Raw genomic sequence first — 19,856 nt, forward strand, 5'->3', positions numbered from 1 at the left:
TATTTTCAGGCAGCTTAATATATGCGAGTCCAAAAAATAATCCGAGAAATATATAAAGGGCTTATTAATAACAATAAGCCCCTTTTTATATCACAATATTTTAGAAATGAAAACTATATGATACTCCTGTACCTACAGTATAAATATCTCTGTCCTTTACCAACGGGCTGTCTGCTATGCTGTTCCCATATCTTGTATAGCTGGCAGTAAGAAATACATTAAAACTCTTATTTATTTTTATCATACCTCTTACCCCTGTTTCAAAGTTAACAGAATCATCTGCTTTATAGCTCTTGCCGTTATTAATCCCTCTTGCAGCCTCGCTGTCTTTTATTCCGAAATAATAGTCAGTATAATTTTCACTCATGTATTCTACTGCGGCATACGGCATAATCGTTACTCTTTCTCCCAGTGCAACCGGCTGATTGATTTCAGCTCTTGCCAGCATTCCGTCACTTTTATCAGATACATCCCCAGAAACATGAGCAATTATTCCTGTACCCAGAGGGCCAAAGTTATATTTCCCTCTTAATCCAAGATGAAAATCATCTTTTCTTTTATCCATATCCTTAAATTCATTTTCTAAATCTTTGGGTTTATAACCTGTATAAAGATTGTATCTCCCGTAAGCCGTAAAAGTAAGGTTTTCCTTGTCATAAAAGCGATATCCAAGCTCCACGGGTGCTTCGTAATAAAAATTTTTATATCTGACTCCCACCACTGGAAGCGGCAATACTTCATCATTATCCTTTTCTTTGTAAACACTGTTTCTGTAAAATACACCCAGACCTAAGTCTATACTGTTTTCTCTTTCTTTTTCTGCAAATGATACTGTTGATACCAATAAAGCCAATAATACTGATAATTTTTTCATAAATTTTCCTCCTGATTTTTTGTATTTATTATTAATAATATATGCTATTAATTTTTTTATTTTTAACTGATTCTGCTTTCTGTATTTTTATCTAAAAATCCATCTTCATAAGCCATTCTGAAAGTCTTTCCTCACGCTTTTTATATTCATTTTCATATTTCCCGAGATGGTATTCGCCGGTTATGCTTCCGTCTTTCATAAAAAGTATTCTTTCACTTCTCAAAGCTACTTTTATATCGTGAGTTACCAGCAAAACTGTTGTCCCTTCTTTATTTATTCCGCATATGATATCCATTACATCATTGGCATATTTCGAATTCAGGGCACCTGTCGGCTCATCCCCGAACAGAATACAGGGGTTATTTATAAGTGCTCTGCAGATTCCTGCTCTCTGAAGCTGTCCACCTGATACCTCTGTAATATCCTTTTCTGCCAGCTCAAAAATCCCTGTTTTTTTCATCAGCTCTTCTGTCTTTTTATTTATTTCTTTTCTGCTTTGCTTTTTTGCCACATATGCAGGAAATGCAATATTATCGTAGATATTCATATTTTTTAAAAAATTTATATGCTGAAAAATAAAACCAATTTTTTCGAGACGTAATTTTGAAAACTCATTTTCCGAAAAACCGGATATTTCATTCCCTTCAAAAATAAGATTTCCTGATGTTATTCTGTCCATTCCGCTTATATTATAAAGAAGTGTTGATTTACCCGAGCCTGACGGACCCATCACAGACACAAATTCTCCTTTTTTTATCTTTATATTTATATTCTTCAAAACATCCTGCTTTATATTTTTATCAAATACATATGTTTTTTTTATATCCTTTGTTTCAAGTATTGTTTCCACAGTACCTCCTGTTCTATCCTTACTATTTTTCCATTTCATATTTTTTTACCGAATTTGTAGCCTGTAATGTAGTTATTACTACAATTGCAGTTAATACTACCGGACATAAAATATATCCCTGTAACGGATCTATCACAAATTTGATTTCTGCTGCTCCTAAAAAGGACCACATAATACCTGTTATTTTTTGTCCAGCTGTATTGGCAGCAGCAGTTCCCAGCAGTATTCCCGGAATGATAACCGAGATCATTCTTGTTACATACTGTATCTTTATATTTCTTACAGACAGTCCTATTCTTCTCAATATAGAAATCTCAAAACGGTCTTTCGACAATAACATTTTTAGAAACAATGAAGTCATAAGCATTAGTATTCCGGAGGCTGACAATATTGTAACCAGAGTAAAATTCTCAAGATATTTTACAGTTTCTCCCATGGTCTGATTCATATATTCTTCTGGATATGTTATTTTGGCTTCCGGGAATATTTTTTTATATGATGCAATCTTTTTATTAATATCTGTTCCCTCTTTTACATTTATATTTATTACATATCTCTGTTTTTCCCCATCTCTGCTTTTAATTACTGCTTTTACGGTTTTTCCTCCGTTTGTAATATCCTGATATACACCTGTTACAGTCATTTCTTTAATAGTGTCGTCTATTTTCAGTATTATTTTATCACCCGGATTTTTTCCGGTTTCTTTGCTGTTTAGATATGAAAGTGCTGCTTCTCCGTCATTTACCGGTACCTTTCCCTTTATATACCCGGCCGGAAATATAGTAAAATCTCCTGTTTCAATATCAATATCCTCATAATCCCCGTCAGCATTCAAAATCTGAACCCTGCTTGTTGCCACTGGTGAAACTTCCTTTATATCTGCATCGTTTTTTATATATGCTATAATATCACTGAAATTTTCCTCTATTTTCGCACTCTGCTGTATATCTATTCTTATATCACTTTCAGCTGCTCCGGTATAAACTATAAATGAAGGTGACTTTATTGTATTTAGAAAATTTACCGGAACGATTACCAGAAAAGAGCATATGAAAAAAATCATAAATAACAGTCTGTATAATTTGAATCTGACCAAAATATCTTTTATTCCCAGAAAAATATCTGGATTAAGTAATCTGAAATTTTTCAGATTCATCCTAAAGCTTTTTCTTTTATCCTTTATTCCTGTTCTTAAAGCCTCTACAGTGCTTATTTTCCTGAATTTTTTCAAAATAATCATGCAAAACAGCATTATCATAAAAAATATTAATAATGATGCAAAAGCTGCAAAAATATATTCTGCTGCACCTGATGGTACTTTTCCCATATAAAGGCTCATATCGGAAAGAAGAAAACCTTTCAGAAATACTGACAGCAAATATCCCGATGCACATCCAACTGCTGATATTACTCCATATTTCACGGCATATATTTTTTTTATTTCTGTATTACTTATACCTATTGCCTTCATTGTGCCGATTTCCCTGTAGTCTTCTTCTATCGATGCTAAAACGGTAAAACTCAGACACAACAGTGCTATTATATTTATAATTATACTTACCAGTATAACTGCCGCTGTTATTATTCCGTCTGTTATAGAGTTCAGAAGTATAAACAGACTGTGATCAATAACCGGACCATTCAGACGAAACGGCGCTTTACCGTATTCTGTTCTGAATTCTCCGAGACTGCTTATATCATCCAGCCGGAATTCCAGCAGCTGTTCACTTTTTCCTATTTTAGTTCTCATGCTGTGAAAGTCTTCATCATTTATTACAAAACGTTTTGAATGTATGATTGCAGGGTTCATCTGTGCATCCCTTATAAAATCTGAAATTATAAGGTCAGCACTGAAATCTCCGTCATATATTCTTATTTTATCTCCCTTTTTCAGATTCTCTTTCTGCATATAATAAACAGGAACAGCTATCTTTCCTTTTTCTACATAAACAGGACTGTTATCCAGTGTCAGCAGAAAATCAAAATCTTTATTCTGCCTTACCAGACTGATATCCATGATGTCATTCTGCCCGGTTTCCTCTTTACCGTTAAACAGTATATTCCGGCTCCCCATACTTATCATTTCTACTATCTGTACTTCACTTATAAGCCGGCTTTCTGATACAAATCTGCTGATGGCTGCTCTATCTATCCCGCCGGAATTCATCTGAACGAAATGAGGCACTTTTGATTTTTCAAACAGATGTTTTACCGCTCCTGTAAGTCCTGCAGCCATGAAGCTTCCCGCAGAAGCAAACAGTGATGAAAGAAATATAAACAAAAATAAAGTCATTATTGCAGCTTTATTCCTTAAAAAATCCTTTTTTACCATTCTCAAAATCATTTTATTCAAACATCCCCAATATAATTTTTTAATTTTTTTCTTCTTTTTTGCCCTTAAAAAAACTCATTACATTATATATCTTGTCAAATGCCCCGCCAAGTCCCTTTGAATCTGCCAGCTCTTCCTCCAGCACTTTTTCAAAAGCATCTATTACTTTTCTGCACTCTTCAAATTCCACTCCAGATCTTTCTGATACCTTTCTGGCTATTTCTGTTTTATTCATAATTTCCCTCCGTTATTCTTTATTATTAATACTATCTTTTACGACAGGACTCTCTGTCATAAAATCAAAACTTCCTTTTTCAGCTCCAAGGGACTTTTCCATGAGATAAGCCAAACCTTTAGCTTTTTGAATTTTCTCCTCCGCTGTCCATTGAAATACTCCTTCATCAAAAATCATATTCAGAATAACCAGTATATTTTCCACAGTCTCTTTTGGATACGGAGTATTAAATACGCCCTCCTCTATCCCCTGAAGTACTACATCGGTTATTAACGGTGTCAGACGCTCTATAGATATAACCAGACTTCTCAGATGCATTTCCGCGTCTCCTGCCTGATGAAATTCTTTCAGCATCTCATCTTTATTTTCTGCGTTAGTAACATCTTTGGTCAAAAGTATTGTGAGCTTCTCTATAGCAGTAAAGCTTTTATCTTCTATAATTTTTTTCACTGCTATTGTCCCCATATCTATATACCTCATAGCCACAGCATCCATTACTTCCTCTTTTGACTTAAAGTAATAGTAAAATGTCCCTTTAGCTATCCCGACTTCCTGCAAAATATCTATTATTGTAGTTTTCATGAAGCCTTTTTCGGCGAAAAGTTTTTCAGCAGCATCCAGTATCTCATTTCTGCGCTCATCAGGCTTTTTTACAATTCTCATTTTCATCACCTCTTTTCATAGACCGACCGTCAGTCTATAAAAAGTATATATTATTTTTTTTCTAAAGTCAAGCTCTTTTTTCAAAACTTTGCAACTATGATTTTATAGGGCTCAATTGCTGCTTCTATTATTATTTTTTTCAATATAAAAAATTTTTTTAATAAATAATTGAAAATACTAATAAATTTGAAATATATGCTGAATTCATGATATAATTTTATATAAAAATTATATTTAAATTAGGAATAAGGAAGGTAGGATATTATGGGGATTATTCGTGCAATAGCCTCTGCCGCTGGAGGTTCTCTTGCGGATCAATGGCTCGAGGTCATCGAAGCTGACAATATGAGTGATACTACTGTTATGGCCGGCGGTGTTGCTGTACACCGAGATAGCAAACGTAACCAGAATAAAAAAGGAACAGACTATCTGATCACAGATAAATCTGTTATTATGGTTGGGCAAAATCAGTTCATGATGCTTGTAGACGGCGGAAAGGTAATAGATTACAGTGCTGAAGCAGGATACTACACTGTCAGTAACAGCTCTGCCCCGTCTTTATTTAACGGCAACTTCAGCGAAGCTTTGAAAGATACTTTTAACCGTATAAAATACGGCGGTGTTCCTTCAACTTCACAGAAAGTATATTTTATTAATACACAGGAAATAAAAAATATAGCATTCGGGACTACTAATCCGGTTAATTATTTTGATGATTTCTACAATGCAGAGTTATACCTGCGGGCTTACGGATATTTTTCCATCAGAATAACAGACCCGCTAAAGTTTTATGCTGAAGCAATCCCAAGAAATGCAGTTAATGTTGATATTGAAGATATACACAAGCTGTATCTCGCAGAATTTCTGAATGCTTTCCAGACAGCTATTAATAAAATGTCTATTGACGGTATACGTATTTCACATGTAACTTCAAAATCAATGGAGCTTGCCAAATATATGTCCGATGTACTGGACAATGACTGGCGCGAGCGTCGCGGAATGGTTATTGAATCTGTGGGTATTGCCAGTATTTCTTATGATGAGGAATCTAAGAAACTGATTAATATAAGAAATCAGGGTGCTATGCTTTCTGACCCTTCTATCCGTGAGGGATATGTGCAGGGCAGCGTTGCCAGAGGTATTGAAGCTGCCGGTTCTAATGAAGGCGGTTCTGCTCAGGCTTTTATGGGCGTTGGAATGGGAATGCAGTCCGGGGGTAATTTTATGGCTTCTGCCAGTTCCAGCAATCAGGCACAAATGAATCAGCAAAAGGCCGAGGAAGAACAAAAAGCTGCTTCTGATCAAGACACATGGACATGCAGCTGCGGTGCAAAAAATTCAGGACAGTTCTGTTCTGAATGCGGCAATAAAAAAACTGAATCTAAATTTTGTCCGGAATGCGGTGAAAAGCTTCCTGAAAATGCAAAATTCTGTACTAAGTGCGGTAAAAAGCTGTAACTACTTATATATTTAATAACGCCGGTTTTTCATGCTTCTGACAGAAAAACCGGTGTTTTGTAAAAAAGAAAATTTAAACTTTATTTTTTATGAAGGAGATAATTATGGAGACTGTAAGTTATAAATGTCCCAATTGCTCTGCACCACTTTCTTTTGATATAGAAAGTCAAAGCTGGAAGTGCAGATTCTGTGATTCAGAGTTTACCAGTGCCGATCTGGGACGTATAGAAGCTCTGGGAAGCAGCGAGACTATAAAAGAAGAAGAAATAAACCCGGCAGCACAGACACAGGCAAAAGAAGAAGCAACCATGTATGTCTGTCCCAGCTGCGGCGGAAAGATCATTACTACTCCTACTACTGCCGCCACTTTTTGTGTTTACTGTCATAATCCCGCAATTATAGCCTCACGTTTATCAGAAGAAGAAAACAAGCCTGCTTATCTTATCCCTTTCAAACTAAAGAAAGAGGAAGCGATAAAGAAGCTTCAGTCTTTATGTAGCGGAAAAATTTTTCTTCCCAAAGATTTCAGGAATATGGTTTCTAATGGTGAAGTTTCTGGACTTTATGTTCCCTTCTGGCTTTTTGATATTGATATAGCTTCTTCATTCACTGCCCAGGGCTTGAAAACACAATTTTGGAGTGACAGCAACTACCGGTATTCTAAAACTGATAATTATGAAGTTGCCAGATCCGGAGAGATTTTTTTCAAAAATGTACCTGTGGACGGCTCTCTGAAAATGGATGATAATCTTATGCAGCTGCTCGAGCCTTTTGATTACAGTCAGATGCTGAACTTCAAAATGGAGTATCTTTCAGGACATTTTGCGGAAATTCATGATGATAACGTGAACACTGCTGCTGAAAAAGCTTTTTCACGTATTTATCCTAATGCTAAAAGTATGCTTCTTAATACAGCACGTGAATATTCTTCCCTCATGGGAACAAATCATTCACTAAACAAGAAAGAAACAAGCTATGTTAATGTAATGCTTCCTGTGTGGGTATTAATGGCTAAATGCGGGGGACAAAAATATGTTTTTACTATGAACGGACAAACTGGAAAAATGTCAGGTTATCTCCCAAAAAGTTTAGGTGTTGCTTTTTCTCTTTTTCTAAAAATCAGTCTTGCTGCTTCATTGATTTTTTTCATAGGAGGGATGCTAATTTGAAGAAGAAAACTATTTTTTTTATTATTTATCTGATTTTTACAATGGTATCTGCATTTCCTGCTTCTGCTTCCGCTGACGATGTTCCAAAAGTTAATGCTGATATAAAAGTTTATGACTATGCGGAGCTGCTGACAGAAGATCAGGAAAAACAGCTGGCTCTGAAAGCTAAGGATATCCTTGCCAGACATAATATAGATATAGCAATTGTTACTGTTAATACCACTAACGGACTCAGCTCCACGGAGTATGCAGATGATTTTTATGATTATAATCCTTTTGGATACGGTAATGATGCTTCCGGCTTATTAATGCTTATAAATATGGAAGAAAGAGAAGTAGCGCTCAGTACAACCGGAAATGCAATCACAATTTTTACTGACCGTAATATAAATTCTCTTTTAGATGAAATTTATTCTGACCTTGGCCAGGGTGACTATTTCAAAGCTAGTAATATTTTTCTATCTGAATCCGAACGTTATATAAGTAAATGGGAGTTTCAGCAAAAACCGTTTAGAGAAAAATATACCGTATTTCATATCTTGTTTTTTTCACTTTTTTTTGGTTTTGGAGCAGGAGGATTTATAACATTTATTCTGTTTATTTTTTCCAAGAAAAGTATTTCAGGAAAACCGCATATGAGTACTTATCAGGATAATTTTGAACTGACAACAAGAAGAGATAATTTTTTATCTACCAATACTACCCGCAGTGCTATTCCTAAAAATGTCTCCTCTTCCGGATCAAGCCGGAGCGGAGGAAGTACCACTCACACATCTTCCAGCGGAAGAACACACGGCGGAGGGAGCAGAAAATTTTAACAAAATAAATTATAAAAAGGAGATATGTAAAAATATCTCCTTTTTTATTTATAGACTTAAGTCAGTTGAGTACGCAAAGCGTACGAAACATAAAACCACCCGCTATGCGGGTGAGGAAATCGAAGTTGTACAAAAAAACACCAATCCAATATAATAGAAGTTGTTCAAGCTACTATTAGAGAGGATGGTGTAAGAATGGCTAAAAAAAGTAATAGCCTGTCTCATACAAAGTGGATGTGTAAGTACCATATTGTATTCACCCCAAAGTATAGACGAAAAATAATATATAATCAATATAAAAAAAGTGTAGGAGAAATATTGAGGAGTCTATGTAAATATAAAGGAGTAGAATTACTGGAAGGACACTTAAAAACGGACCACGTGCATATGTTGGTAAGTATACCGCCGAAAATAAGTGTATCAAGTTTTATGGGATATTTGAAAGGGAAAAGTGCGCTGATGCTGTTTGACAGGCATGCAAATTTAAAATATAAATTTGGTAATAGACATTTTTGGTCAGAAGGATATTATGTAAGTACAGTAGGTTTGAATGAAACGACAATAAGAAAGTATATTCAGGAACAGGAAAAACAGGATATAGCCCGAGATAAGCTGAGTGTGAAAGAATACGAAGACCCCTTTAGGGGTAAGTCGGAGTGATAATAAACCTCTTTAAGAGGTAGCCACGAGTCAAAGACAATAGTAGCTTGAACGAAGAGAAAGCGAACGCCTTGAGGCGTAGTCAGAGACCCGTTGGCTTATAGCCAAGGAGCAAACCACCCCTTGAAGGGGTGGTCCTGATTGAAAAAAACCTTATTTTCCTATTACTTTGTCCCTGTATTCCTTCCATTTTCCAAAAGCACTCTCTGTACCGCTTTCGATAAATTCCCCTGAGGAACAATCAAAAATCCTGCATTGAAATTTTCCCTTTATAATTTCGAATAAGTCCTCCGGCTCTTTGCTTCCTCTGATATGAAGCATTATACAATCAGCTTTTTTATCCTTTCCCATGTTAAACTCCACAGAATAGTATTCTCTGTTCAGAAGAAGCCAGGTCTTATCCTCCGTATTCAGGTCCGGAACATGTTTTTTTATTTCTTTTATAAAAGTCTCCCTGTCAAAAGGAAGCGGACTTTTTATATCTTCTATAGCTTCTTTATTAGTTTTAGTCTTAATAAGCACTACATCCCAGCTCATTTTTCCACCTCCGGATTAATTGCATTCTGCATTTTTTCAGTTATTTCTTCGAATTCCAGCGGAATATACCCTGTTCTTTCTGCCGAAACACAAAAACTCTGTCTTGAAACATCAGTATAAAGGGGATTCCCGTGTACATGCCCGAAAATATTGGCATACGGCATATTTTTATTAATATATAAAGGTTCATGTGACAGCATAAACCATTCTTTGTATATTACAGGATATTGTATTACTTCCTGAAATCCTGCTCCTGCCCACCACGACTGCGGATAAACCCTGTCATGATTTCCCATAATCAGTATCTTATATCCATTTAAAGCTGAAATATACTGTTGTATTTCTTCTTTTTCCCCAAAGGCAAAATCACCCAGCAGGAATATTACATCCTTTTCAGAAACTGTTTTATTCCAGTTTTGAATTAGTATTTCATTCATTTCTTCCGTATTTTTGAACGGACGGTTTTCAAAATTTATAATTTCCTTATGTCCAAAATGTGTATCTGCTATAAAAAAAACTTTTTTCACTGCTACCACCGCCATTAAATATTTATTTTACTTATTCCGCCGTAAAGTTCTCTTCCGGCAGTAATTCCATAACTGCACTGTTATTTTCATAGCTTATGTCATTGCAGTATTCGGCGAGCTCCTTTAACATCTCGGGATTACTTTCCAAAAAAGTATATTTATTTATTATTTCCATAATTTTTTTTACTTCAATTTTTCTCGGAATTTTTCTTTCAAGATAAAAATCCAGTTTTTTTATGTCATTATCGTCCAGCAAAGGGCTTACTTTTATTATTGGAATATTTCTGTCGCTTTTTTCAAGGTTCAGGCTTGAAATAATAAGCTGGATATTGTCCAGATTATAGCTGAGATACTCTTCATAAGGAAGCACCTTTATATTCTTCACTTTGTATATATAATCCAGCCTTCCCTTTATGAGCTGTGATGTTCCGTAACCGTATTTACATACTACAACAATATTTTTATCTGTTTCTCTTTTTTCATTTTTTCTGTAGTTTTCTACTGCCATTCTGAGATATACAGTAAGATACGCTATTTCATTGGCATCTATTTTCTTCCCTAGAAACTCTTCCAGCGATTTTAGTGATTTTTCCGTTGCTTTATATAAAAAATTATATCTTTCCATCACTTTTTTATAATCTACAGCTGTATTTTGTATATCATTTTTTATCCTGTATATAGCCGGTCTGAGATATCTTATTACCTCTTCCTCAAATTTTTTGTTTGTTACCAGAATTCCTGTTTCTTCTTCAATATTTTTTATCATTTCTTTAGCAAGAGTTTCCATCTTTACCCAGTTATCATAAAAAGAATATTTAAAATTATACGAATAGGTTCCCAGCAGATATTCTGTGAATTTCAATATCTCATATTCGTTAAAAGCCGTTTCACCTGCTTCTTTTACAGCTTCATTTATCATTTTATATTCTTCGGCACTTTTCAAAAAACTTTCATTAGATACATCTTCTGCAGTAAGAGGAAACTTCCCTGTACGAAAACTGCTTACCAGAACATAAATAAGCAAAACCCTGAAGCCTTCCTCAGACATCACTTTATTCATTTTCTTTTCCAGTAATTTCAGCATATCAAAAATCTTTTTGGTATCATAACTCAGAATATTTTTTGCAAAAAATTCCACTGCTCTGCTTATCATACATGTATCATCTTTTAATAACAGTTTATAAAAATCCTTCACATAAAAATATTTTAAGATACGCTCTATCATCAGTCTTCTTATGGTATTTTCACTGCCTTTTACCGACAGCCCCAATTTTGGCGTAGAACTAAAGCTTAGATTTTCACGGGCAAAGCTTTTCTTTAATTCATATAAATCGCTTTTCAGAGCTGATCTTCCCATATTCAGGACACCTTCCAGCTCCTCGGCCTTATAAGCTTTTAATGTAAACAGGTAAGCGAATTCAAGAACTTCCACTCTTTCACTTTTATTAAAGCTGTAGTTTTCTATTTTGAAATTTCTTAAAAACTGAGACAGTTTTTTTTCTTTATCTGTAAGCATGAGATTATAATGCTCGAATTTCAGTTTTATATCATATCCGGATTCGCTGAGAACATAATTAATATTATCTATTTTATATTTTATAGATCGTTCTTTCAGATTCAGCAATCCTGTAAGCTCCTTCAGCTGCATATTATTTTTATGCAGGAATTCCTTCAGGATTAATATATCATTCCTGTCCAAAAACATTTCTAACACCTTCTCTCATTTTACTTTTTCATATAAAATCCGCTTATTACATTGGACAATATAATTTTAGAAAATTCCAGTAAATTATAAATAAAGATTTATGCCTGTGCAGCTTCGCATAGATATATTATACTGTAGATTTTTTCTCTATTTATACTTTGTTTTTATTTCAGAAAACATTTGAATCGTTAATCTAACATATAATATCATATTTATTATTCCTTATAAAGTCAAAAAATTTCTGATTCACCGACCTGTTTTGGCAAAAGTACAGCAAATTGCATATAAAATAAAAATCAGGCCTACCAAACCTGATTTTGAATAAAAAATTATTATTATTATCTCCAGCGATTTATATAAAGTTTCCTTTATAATATATTTAAGAGTTTACTCTTTCGGTAAATCTCTTTCTCATTGATTACCCGTTCATTTTTTCAAGAAGCTTTTTCAAAGTTATTATAGAACTTTCAAGCTCTTTTCTTTCACCTGATGACAAACATTCCAGCTTATCAGTCAGCTTTCTTTCTGCTTCAGAATAGGTGTCTTTCAATGCTTTCCGTCCTTCATTGGTTATTCTTACATGAGCTATACGCAGGTTCTTATCATCTGTATATCTTTCCACATATCTCTTTTTCCTGAGGGATCCTGTTATAGCTGTAAGCTGTTGTTTTGATACAGAAAGTTTTTTATTTAAAACTGACATTGATAATTCCTTGTGTCCGGAAAGTTCCATAAGTGCATTCTTTTCAGATGGTTTGATATCTGATTTTGTTCTTGACTCTGCTGTTTTTATAAAAACTGATTTAAAAAGCCGCCCTGTATTTACTATCTCCATTATCAAACTAGAATTTTTCATATAAACTTTCCTTTACTATAAATTATTATGTTATGTACTGTAAAAAATAATTTACTTTTTATATCAGTATATTAGCATTTTTATTTATAAATGTCAATAAAAAATTTTTTTAAATGATAAAACATTCAGCTAAAAATAAATCGATTACTGTATCAAATTTGCATTTTTCCTGTTAATATTCTATAATCACTTATATTAATAGATAAAAACAATTATTCTTCACTTTATAAATCTGTTTTTTTGCATAAAAACTTTTTATTTTATTTATTAATAAATGCAGCAGCCGTTTTATAATCAGCTGAATAATTCTGAATATGAACCGATTACTGCACCAGCATAATTAAAGGAGGTTTATCATCTTGCAGCTGATCAGATATATTGGAGCCGCCGGCTTCTTTATTACGCTTTTTATAATGTACGGAACAAAATACGGACTTCCGGGGATAAAACAATATGACAGAAAGTTTAAACCCGTTGATATGAAATTTTTTTACAAAAAATCACTGCTTTATGAAACATTTGAAAAAATCGGGGAAGACGGAAGAAAAGTATATTTTGGATATTTTATTATTGACTTTTTTCTTGCGAGCTTTACACTTATTGTAATGATTATGATAACAGACCTTCTGATGCATGATCCTGATATTCACTATGCTGTATATCTTGCAGCCGGTCTGAAAGCATTATTTGACATACTGGAAAACTGTATCTGTCTTTATCTTCTTCATATCTACCCTGCTAAAAATAATATTGCTGCTTTTTTTGCATCATGCTCCACTATGCTGAAATTTATTATGTTTTATTTATGGCTTCTTGCAGTAGTTGCCGCACTTTTATATTTTTATCTGGCAGGATTAAGATATTGATTTTTTAATTTGACATATAAGAACAGGGAGTTGGAATTTATGAGAAATGAAAAAGAGATGCTTGACCTGATTTTGAGAACAGCTGTTAATGATCCTGAAATAAGGGCAGTTTACATGAATGGCTCCAGAACAAACCCCAATGTAAAAAAGGATATTTTTCAGGATTATGATATTGTTTATGTTGTTAATGAAATAAAAACCTTTTTGGATGCCGAAAACTGGATTGATGTTTTCGGTAAAAGGCTTTATATGCAGCTACCCGAAGCTCTCGATAAATCACTTGGAAAAGATGTCGATACAGATAACTGCTTTGGCTGGCTCATCCAGCTGGCTGACGGCAACCGTATCGACCTTCATCTTCAGACAGCGGCTTTTGCCAAAAATGAAATTCTAAAAGATAAACTCTGCATAGTTCTGCTTGATAAGGATAACATTCTGCCGGATATACCGCCGGCCTCTGATATAGACTATCATGTACAAAAGCCTTCACAGGCAGAATTCAGCGCCTGCTGCAATGAATTCTGGTGGATACTCAATAATGTTGGAAAAGGTCTTTGGCGGAGTGAAATTACTTATGTTATGGATATGATAAATTTTTATCTGCGGCCTGAGCTCATAAAAATGCTTTCATGGGATATTGGAATAAAAACTGAATTTTCCTGCAGTATCGGGAAATCCGGAAAATATATGAAGAAATTTCTGTCAGAAGATATATGGAACAGATTTTTAGCTACTTATTCCGCTGCCGAAACAGATTCTGTCTGGAATTCTGTATTTACAGCAGTTGATTTATTTGATGAAACAGCAGTTAAATCTGCCTTCAGCTTTAAATATATCTACGATACAAATGAAGCAAAAAACAGCAGATCGTTTCTTCTTCATACTTTCAGCCTGCCTAAAGACGCTGAAGAAATATTATAATTTTTAGCATTATTGTCTTGTTTTTTTATATAATTTATTTTATAATGCTTTTGTAAATCAATTCAAGGAGTCTTTTTATGAAAATACTATTTTTACCGGCTTTTGCTTTAGCTCTTTTTCTAAACACAGCTTATGCAGATTCATTTTCTTTCACTCAGAATAAATTTATTGAAGATCACACAAAGGATTTTTCAAAAAATAGTGAGCAAAATGAAATTTTAAACAGATATAAAAAATTTGAAAAACTCTTTCTTATAAAAAAGGAACTTTTTGCAGCTGATATTCTCTTGCCTGAAGAATTAAAACAATATTCTCTGAAAGAAAAAGAAAAAATTTTTCTGGACAAAACTAACATAGGAATCCTCGTTTCCTGCCCCAAAAGAACTCTTTTTCTTATTCCTTCAGATATAAAATACAGCGATACAAGTGCAAGATCAGACAGGTTTTAATATTTTCAAGTACATAAAAAGGAGCTTTTGACAGCTCCTTTTTTTTTCATATACCCTTTATCTATTTTACTGTATTTACGCTTATTCTTCTAAATTCTTCTTTTGCTTTATTCAGCTGCTCATTAAATTTTTGGTTGCTGTGAAGCTTTGCTACCACCGCACTTGCCACTACTCTTGCAGCGTCTATATCACTCTGCCAGTGATAACCGCAAATAACCCTGCTTTGCCCCATTTCATATCCTCTTGTCATTATTTCATCCTGTCTTTCAGGATTAATTTCAGAAAGCACAAGTGCCGCAGCCCATCCGATTGCAGTGTGTCCCGAAGGATACGAACCATTTTTAGACAAAGTTTTTTCATCATCAGGTCTGCATGTATGCTCTTCAAAAAAAGCAAACGGTCTTATTCTCATATAGGCTACTTTAGCTCCCCGAGTAGACAGATCCCCAGCATCCTCACGAAAATTCTGCAGTAACTTATAAATTTCCGGTGTTGTCTTTTGTGTTATAGGAATTCCAAAAGCTTCGGAAAAAGCCTGCGGTACGCCGTCAGCACTTACATGAGCATCATTATAAGCCTGTTTTCCTCTCGGAGTATTTCTCAAAAGCTTTCCTTTATCATACTGCGCCTTGTCATTCAGAAAAGCAATACTATCAACTTCAGGTGGCGGAGGTAATAATTTGTAACTATCTACGACCTCACTGATTTCAAGAAAATAAAGATCAGGTTTCGTCTTTACATCGTCTGCAGCATAGGTAACTGCTGTACTAAATAACAATATTAATACTGTAAGAATTCTTTTTTTCATGGGTTTTACCACTCTCCTGTTCTTTGATATTTATATGTACCATATTATATTATGTCATATTTTTTTGTATTGTAAAGACCGGCAGGCAAAATTGTGCTTTCCGGTTATTAAATAAAGCACCGGATTAAATGTCACTTTCCCTTTTATTTCAACACTTTTATATATATAAATAAATATAAAAAAAATTTGAAAATATTTCATATAATAAATTATTTACTAAAAAAAATAAGATTATGTAAGACTTTTCATAATATTACCTCTTATTGTAAATCTATTTTTTATATTTTAATTTTTTATCAAATTTACCTACAAAATACTATATCTGGATTTTTTCTTTATTAAAAATTTGTTTTAAGATGCTGTTACTTTAGTACAACATTGATAAAATTTTCTTTGACATTATTATTCAAATATGAACTTAATCTGCCATGGCATGTTATCCGCTCTTCAAACACAAAGACAAAAAAAAGATTTTTCTAATACTAATATAAGTAAAAATTTGTATGATAACTTTGCTAGAGAAGATAATAATAATTTTTTATTCAAAAGACAGGTTGGTAACCTGTCTTTCTTTTTTCTTTGTTTTTATTGAAAAAAATTGCTTATTGATGATTTTTATTTTTCTAAATTATTTCTATAATTTGTCTGATAAATTACAAAATAATAAATAATAAAGACTGTATTCTTTTCTCAATACAGCCTCTTATTAATAAATACATACTTATTTTCATTATATCCCATAAAACTTTATCCCCATTTAGGAAAATTCACAACAGTAAATTTTAGTAAAAACCAAAAAAGTAAAGGTGCAGAATGTCTTGGCATTATCAAATCTATTTTTTTCGGATCTTTAAAAAACTGAAATACTCTCAGATCTAAATTTTTCACATAAAAATGTGCTAAAATCTGGAATTCCACTATGAATTTCTGTAAATCTAAAACACCTTCATTGCTGAGTACACAATATACAGAACTTATACTATATACTATACAAAAAAAAGAGCTTATTTCAATTTTCTCAAAACCTGTGTATTCTGAATGTTCTGCCAATTTTTCATATTTTTTATAAAACTCTTCCCTAGATATATTTAAACTCATGTTTTCATTAACAATAAGCTTGATACCATTATTTGAGTAATGGATATTATCAAAAATTTTATTAATATTCTTAAAGAACGAATGTGAAAAAATTTTATCTATATTTCTTATCATACGCTCTTCTTCCATTTGCTTTATATAGCTATGATCATTATAAGACAGCGGATCAATTAATTCCTGAATGTTTTTTTCAATATCTTTTTCATTATAACCTGTTGTGTCTGTGATATCATCGACATTATCTATTATGCATTTCTGAATTTCATAATATTCTTCAATAGCTTCTTCAAACGTAGATGGATAGGTAAGATCATGTATGGTATCCGCAATAGTCTTCTGATCATCGTAATATTCTACTATCATTTGCTTGAAAGTGGACGGTTCTACCAGATCATATATATCCGACTTCAGATATTCTTCATTGAAAAGATTTTGAAAAGACTGACATGAATTTCTAAAATTTAAAAACAAATTTTCACAAATTACTTTTTTTCGATGATTTAACTGAAGAATCAAATTATATTCTTCTGAAAACTTTTCTTTCATAAATATCACCCTTGTAAAAAAATATATACTTATTATATCATATTTTTAAGATTTTTCAATTTATTTTTATTTTACAAACGTACAATATATATTTTTTTTATTTCGATTAAATACTTGTCATTTTTATACTTATTGCTATATCAAATATTTTTTTATTTATTTTTGAAATAATTAATTATATATTTTTTTAGAATTATATTATTATCTATCATTTTTTATATTAAATAATTTATATATATAAATTATTGAAAAAAATGTTTTAAATTAAAAATACAGGGCTGTCCAACCTTGACAACCCTGTACATTACTTATGTCTCATTTCAAATTGAATTCTTGATATGATTTCCTCAGAAGTATCATATGTAATCGCATTTGCAAAAGACGCAAATGAAGTTATAATTGCTATAGTTAGTATTAACGCTGCTTTTTTCATGTTGACCTCCTATTTTTGTATTTTATAACGACCGGTCTATATATTATAGTACCATATAAAAAAATAACTGTCAATCCTTTTTTCAGTTTATAGTTTTGTATTTTGAACAGCAATAAAATTCAGTATTTGAGTAATTGACAAAATTGTTTCATCATGCTAACATAAAAATATATTTAGTCTGCAAGGAGAAGGAATGGAGAAAAATAAAGGAAAGTCCAGACAAAAGATTTTGGAAACAGCTGGTGAGCTTTTCAAATCTCAGGGCTATCATGCTACAGGTCTTAATCAAATAATTAAAGAAAGCGGTGCTCCCAAAGGTTCCATATATCATTATTTCCCCGGCGGAAAAGAGGAGCTTGCAATAGAATCCATAAAGCTGGCAGTAGAAAAAGTCAAAGAAGGACTTATAGATAATCTGTCCCAATATTCTGAGCCTCTAAAATCTATCGAGGAGCTTTTAAAGAAAATGGCTGATGAATTTAATCCGCATAATCCTTATCACGGGCTTTCTATAAATATGCTCGCAATGGAGACATCATTGATAAGCGAACCGCTCAGATGTGCCTGTCTGGAAGCATTTAAGACATGGGAGAATATTTTTTACGATAAGCTTATCGAGGGCGGGTATTCTCCAGAGGATGCTGAAGATCTCGGCATGACAATTCATTTTCTGGTGGAGGGAGCAGTTGCCCTGTCATTGGTAAGACAGGACAATAAACCTTTTTTAATTGTTTCAAGACAAATTCGTAAATTACTAAACAAGAATACATAATAAAATTTTTTAATATCAGAATCTATAAATACCGTTTTAAAAAACGGTTTTTTATATTATAAATACTTATTATTCTATTTCTCCTGCTAAAACTGCATCCTTTTTACAGCTATAAAAATTCTGCATATCAGCATTCTGCAAGATTACCTGCTGTAATGCCGCTGTGCTGCCTTTCTAATATTCAGCCGAATAATAAATTATTACCAGTATAAAAATAATTCTTGACCCGGACACCGTGTCGCACTTTATAATTTTAACAGAAAGGAGGCACTAATTGAACTTAAAAACTATAGGAGAGGTCTCAAAAAATCTGGGAATTTCCACACGCATGCTTCGATATTATGAAAAAGAAGGACTTATATGGAGCAGAAAAAAAGAGAACTATGCTTACAGAGTCTATGATGAAGAAACAATTTCACGCTTATATCTGATAATTTTTTTGCGAAAACTGCGTTTCTCATTGAAGGATATTGCTATACTACTCTCTTCAAGCGATATTCAGAATATTACAGGGATTTTTAGCAAAAATATCGATGAAATAAATAACGAAATCAATGCACTCTCTACTATCAGAATAATACTTAAAAATTTTATTGCAAAACTGAAGAAAAATTCAGATTCAGAGTTAAATCTTTTTTTGCTGAATAATGAAATTGCAGATAAGATAGGGATATTCCTGAGTCCGAAAAGGAATGAATTAAAGGAGGAAAAATTTATGGATGAGCTAAATAACGCAGGAAAAGAATTCTCAAAACTAAAAAATGTAAGGATTATTTATCTCCCGCCGTTTACAGCTGCCGCCAGCCACTACATAGGAGAAAATCCGGAAGAAAATGCCGAAAAGCCGCTAAGAGATTTTATAAAGAAAAAAAGATTATTCGATACAAAACCTGATTCACGTGTCTTTGGTTTTAACCATCCTAGCCCATCGCATGAAAATGCATATTACGGATATGAATTCTGGGTTACAATCCCTGATGATATGGAGGTCGAAAGACCCCTGACTAAAAAGAAATTTGACGGCGGATTATATGCAGTTCATACTATTAACATGGGTGATTTTCATGAATGGGAATGGCTTATGAAATGGGTACAGGAAAGCCCGCATTACTTAGAAAACTACAGAGATGAAGCAGACGAATGTATGGGCGGACTTTTGGAAGAAGCATTAAATTTCGTATACCACGTATCTAATGATATAGAGAAAGTAAAAGCTGAACATCAGCTTGACTTATACTATCCCATAAAAAGAAAATAGAAAATTTTATCTGCTTAATAA

Annotated in this window: 21 protein-coding genes; 9 read left to right on the plus strand and 12 right to left on the minus strand. The window is 33.1% G+C overall.

The annotated features are described in order from the left end of the window. Positions 1-100: 100 nt before the first annotated feature. The 5 genes from STERM_RS15605 to STERM_RS15625 all read right to left on the minus strand — a co-directional run bounded on the left by STERM_RS15605 (position 101) and on the right by STERM_RS15625 (position 4,954). The gene (locus STERM_RS15605) at positions 101-874 is read right to left on the minus strand and encodes a MipA/OmpV family protein (RefSeq protein WP_012862589.1); all 774 of its coding nucleotides are present in this window, start codon (positions 872-874) and stop codon (positions 101-103) included. Positions 875-965: 91 nt separating this feature from the next. Continuing rightward, positions 966-1,724 (minus strand): ABC transporter ATP-binding protein, encoded by a 759-nt coding sequence (locus tag STERM_RS15610; protein WP_012862590.1) that lies wholly within the window; start codon positions 1,722-1,724, stop codon positions 966-968. Between the two features lie 22 nt (positions 1,725-1,746). Further along, positions 1,747-4,068 (minus strand): FtsX-like permease family protein, encoded by a 2,322-nt coding sequence (locus tag STERM_RS15615; protein WP_012862591.1) that lies wholly within the window; start codon positions 4,066-4,068, stop codon positions 1,747-1,749. A 28-nt stretch (positions 4,069-4,096) separates the two neighbouring features. Further along, entirely contained in the window at positions 4,097-4,291 is a 195-nt protein-coding gene (locus STERM_RS15620) for an HU family DNA-binding protein (RefSeq protein ID WP_012862592.1), read from the minus strand. Positions 4,292-4,303: 12 nt separating this feature from the next. Continuing rightward, positions 4,304-4,954 (minus strand): TetR/AcrR family transcriptional regulator, encoded by a 651-nt coding sequence (locus STERM_RS15625; RefSeq protein ID WP_012862593.1) that lies wholly within the window; start codon positions 4,952-4,954, stop codon positions 4,304-4,306. A 264-nt stretch (positions 4,955-5,218) separates the two neighbouring features. Here STERM_RS15625 and STERM_RS15630 point away from each other — a divergent pair, with 264 nt between their 5' ends. The 4 genes from STERM_RS15630 (at position 5,219) to tnpA (ending at position 9,059) form a co-directional block, all read left to right on the plus strand. Beyond that, positions 5,219-6,412, plus strand: a complete 1,194-nt coding sequence (locus tag STERM_RS15630; RefSeq protein WP_012862594.1) for an SPFH domain-containing protein — start codon at positions 5,219-5,221, stop codon at positions 6,410-6,412. A gap of 104 nt (positions 6,413-6,516) precedes the next feature. Continuing rightward, on the plus strand, positions 6,517-7,581 hold the full coding sequence (locus STERM_RS22300; RefSeq protein ID WP_012862595.1) for a TFIIB-type zinc ribbon-containing protein: 1,065 nt from the start codon (positions 6,517-6,519) through the stop codon (positions 7,579-7,581). Continuing rightward, positions 7,578-8,399 carry a TPM domain-containing protein gene (locus STERM_RS15640; RefSeq protein WP_012862596.1) on the plus strand — a complete coding sequence of 274 codons (822 nt, stop codon included), beginning with the start codon at positions 7,578-7,580 and terminating at the stop codon, positions 8,397-8,399. Before STERM_RS22300 ends, STERM_RS15640 begins: the two co-directional genes overlap by 4 nt. A 195-nt stretch (positions 8,400-8,594) precedes the next feature. Beyond that, on the plus strand, positions 8,595-9,059 hold the full coding sequence (gene tnpA, locus STERM_RS15645) for an IS200/IS605 family transposase (RefSeq protein ID WP_012862597.1): 465 nt from the start codon (positions 8,595-8,597) through the stop codon (positions 9,057-9,059). Between the two features lie 153 nt (positions 9,060-9,212). Here the strand turns inward: tnpA and STERM_RS15650 are convergent, their stop codons facing one another. The 4 genes from STERM_RS15650 to STERM_RS15665 all read right to left on the minus strand — a co-directional run bounded on the left by STERM_RS15650 (position 9,213) and on the right by STERM_RS15665 (position 12,684). After that, positions 9,213-9,596: a hypothetical protein gene (locus STERM_RS15650; protein WP_012862598.1), complete on the minus strand. Its 384-nt coding sequence runs from the start codon at positions 9,594-9,596 to the stop codon at positions 9,213-9,215. Then, on the minus strand, positions 9,593-10,123 hold the full coding sequence (locus STERM_RS15655; protein WP_012862599.1) for a metallophosphoesterase: 531 nt from the start codon (positions 10,121-10,123) through the stop codon (positions 9,593-9,595). The genes STERM_RS15650 and STERM_RS15655 overlap by 4 nt, the downstream gene beginning before the upstream one ends. A gap of 31 nt (positions 10,124-10,154) precedes the next feature. Beyond that, on the minus strand, positions 10,155-11,828 hold the full coding sequence (locus tag STERM_RS15660) for a BglG family transcription antiterminator (protein WP_012862600.1): 1,674 nt from the start codon (positions 11,826-11,828) through the stop codon (positions 10,155-10,157). A gap of 418 nt (positions 11,829-12,246) precedes the next feature. Next, positions 12,247-12,684 (minus strand): MarR family winged helix-turn-helix transcriptional regulator, encoded by a 438-nt coding sequence (locus STERM_RS15665; protein ID WP_012862601.1) that lies wholly within the window; start codon positions 12,682-12,684, stop codon positions 12,247-12,249. Positions 12,685-13,043: 359 nt separating this feature from the next. On the opposite strand from STERM_RS15665, the gene STERM_RS15670 reads away from it, so the two are divergent. The 3 genes from STERM_RS15670 to STERM_RS15680 all read left to right on the plus strand — a co-directional run bounded on the left by STERM_RS15670 (position 13,044) and on the right by STERM_RS15680 (position 14,920). Continuing rightward, the gene (locus tag STERM_RS15670; protein ID WP_012862602.1) at positions 13,044-13,550 is read left to right on the plus strand and encodes a hypothetical protein; all 507 of its coding nucleotides are present in this window, start codon (positions 13,044-13,046) and stop codon (positions 13,548-13,550) included. A gap of 39 nt (positions 13,551-13,589) precedes the next feature. Beyond that, a complete protein-coding gene (locus STERM_RS15675) occupies positions 13,590-14,471 on the plus strand; it encodes an aminoglycoside 6-adenylyltransferase (RefSeq protein ID WP_012862603.1) in 882 nt (293 codons plus the stop codon). Positions 14,472-14,548: 77 nt separating this feature from the next. Further along, a complete protein-coding gene (locus tag STERM_RS15680; RefSeq protein ID WP_012862604.1) occupies positions 14,549-14,920 on the plus strand; it encodes a hypothetical protein in 372 nt (123 codons plus the stop codon). A gap of 61 nt (positions 14,921-14,981) precedes the next feature. Here the strand turns inward: STERM_RS15680 and STERM_RS15685 are convergent, their stop codons facing one another. The 3 genes from STERM_RS15685 to STERM_RS22730 form a co-directional block, all read right to left on the minus strand. After that, positions 14,982-15,728, minus strand: coding sequence for an acid phosphatase (locus STERM_RS15685; protein WP_012862605.1), 747 nt, complete (start codon positions 15,726-15,728; stop codon positions 14,982-14,984). A 747-nt stretch (positions 15,729-16,475) separates the two neighbouring features. Next, positions 16,476-17,372, minus strand: a complete 897-nt coding sequence (locus STERM_RS15690) for a hypothetical protein (protein WP_012862606.1) — start codon at positions 17,370-17,372, stop codon at positions 16,476-16,478. Positions 17,373-17,676: 304 nt separating this feature from the next. Continuing rightward, complete coding sequence (locus STERM_RS22730; protein WP_012862607.1) at positions 17,677-17,805, minus strand: hypothetical protein; 129 nt, start codon at positions 17,803-17,805, stop codon at positions 17,677-17,679. A 193-nt stretch (positions 17,806-17,998) separates the two neighbouring features. Between STERM_RS22730 and STERM_RS15695 the strand changes: the two genes are divergently transcribed. Both STERM_RS15695 and STERM_RS15700 read left to right on the plus strand, forming a co-directional pair. After that, positions 17,999-18,577, plus strand: a complete 579-nt coding sequence (locus tag STERM_RS15695) for a TetR/AcrR family transcriptional regulator (RefSeq protein WP_012862608.1) — start codon at positions 17,999-18,001, stop codon at positions 18,575-18,577. A gap of 274 nt (positions 18,578-18,851) precedes the next feature. Beyond that, positions 18,852-19,835: a MerR family transcriptional regulator gene (locus STERM_RS15700; RefSeq protein WP_012862609.1), complete on the plus strand. Its 984-nt coding sequence runs from the start codon at positions 18,852-18,854 to the stop codon at positions 19,833-19,835. Positions 19,836-19,856: the final 21 nt, after the last annotated feature.

Origin of the sequence: Sebaldella termitidis ATCC 33386 (assembly GCF_000024405.1) — a bacterium.
GTDB classification, from domain to species: domain Bacteria; phylum Fusobacteriota; class Fusobacteriia; order Fusobacteriales; family Leptotrichiaceae; genus Sebaldella; species Sebaldella termitidis.

Bases quoted from the DNA above. Each gene is read 5' to 3' on its own strand.
- STERM_RS15690 (WP_012862606.1), bottom strand. From the start codon at position 17,372: ATGAAAGAAAAGTTTTCAGAAGAATATAATTTGATTCTTCAGTTAAAT.
- STERM_RS15605 (WP_012862589.1), bottom strand. From the start codon at position 874: ATGAAAAAATTATCAGTATTATTGGCTTTATTGGTATCAACAGTATCA.
- tnpA (WP_012862597.1), top strand. From the start codon at position 8,595: ATGGCTAAAAAAAGTAATAGCCTGTCTCATACAAAGTGGATGTGTAAG.
- STERM_RS15660 (WP_012862600.1), bottom strand. From the start codon at position 11,828: ATGTTTTTGGACAGGAATGATATATTAATCCTGAAGGAATTCCTGCAT.
- STERM_RS22300 (WP_012862595.1), top strand. From the start codon at position 6,517: ATGGAGACTGTAAGTTATAAATGTCCCAATTGCTCTGCACCACTTTCT.
- STERM_RS15620 (WP_012862592.1), bottom strand. From the start codon at position 4,291: ATGAATAAAACAGAAATAGCCAGAAAGGTATCAGAAAGATCTGGAGTG.
- STERM_RS15650 (WP_012862598.1), bottom strand. From the start codon at position 9,596: ATGAGCTGGGATGTAGTGCTTATTAAGACTAAAACTAATAAAGAAGCT.
- STERM_RS15685 (WP_012862605.1), bottom strand. From the start codon at position 15,728: ATGAAAAAAAGAATTCTTACAGTATTAATATTGTTATTTAGTACAGCA.
- STERM_RS15615 (WP_012862591.1), bottom strand. From the start codon at position 4,068: ATGATTTTGAGAATGGTAAAAAAGGATTTTTTAAGGAATAAAGCTGCA.
- STERM_RS22730 (WP_012862607.1), bottom strand. From the start codon at position 17,805: ATGAAAAAAGCAGCGTTAATACTAACTATAGCAATTATAACTTCATTT.
- STERM_RS15630 (WP_012862594.1), top strand. From the start codon at position 5,219: ATGGGGATTATTCGTGCAATAGCCTCTGCCGCTGGAGGTTCTCTTGCG.
- STERM_RS15675 (WP_012862603.1), top strand. From the start codon at position 13,590: ATGAGAAATGAAAAAGAGATGCTTGACCTGATTTTGAGAACAGCTGTT.
- STERM_RS15695 (WP_012862608.1), top strand. From the start codon at position 17,999: ATGGAGAAAAATAAAGGAAAGTCCAGACAAAAGATTTTGGAAACAGCT.
- STERM_RS15625 (WP_012862593.1), bottom strand. From the start codon at position 4,954: ATGAGAATTGTAAAAAAGCCTGATGAGCGCAGAAATGAGATACTGGAT.
- STERM_RS15680 (WP_012862604.1), top strand. From the start codon at position 14,549: ATGAAAATACTATTTTTACCGGCTTTTGCTTTAGCTCTTTTTCTAAAC.
- STERM_RS15665 (WP_012862601.1), bottom strand. From the start codon at position 12,684: ATGAAAAATTCTAGTTTGATAATGGAGATAGTAAATACAGGGCGGCTT.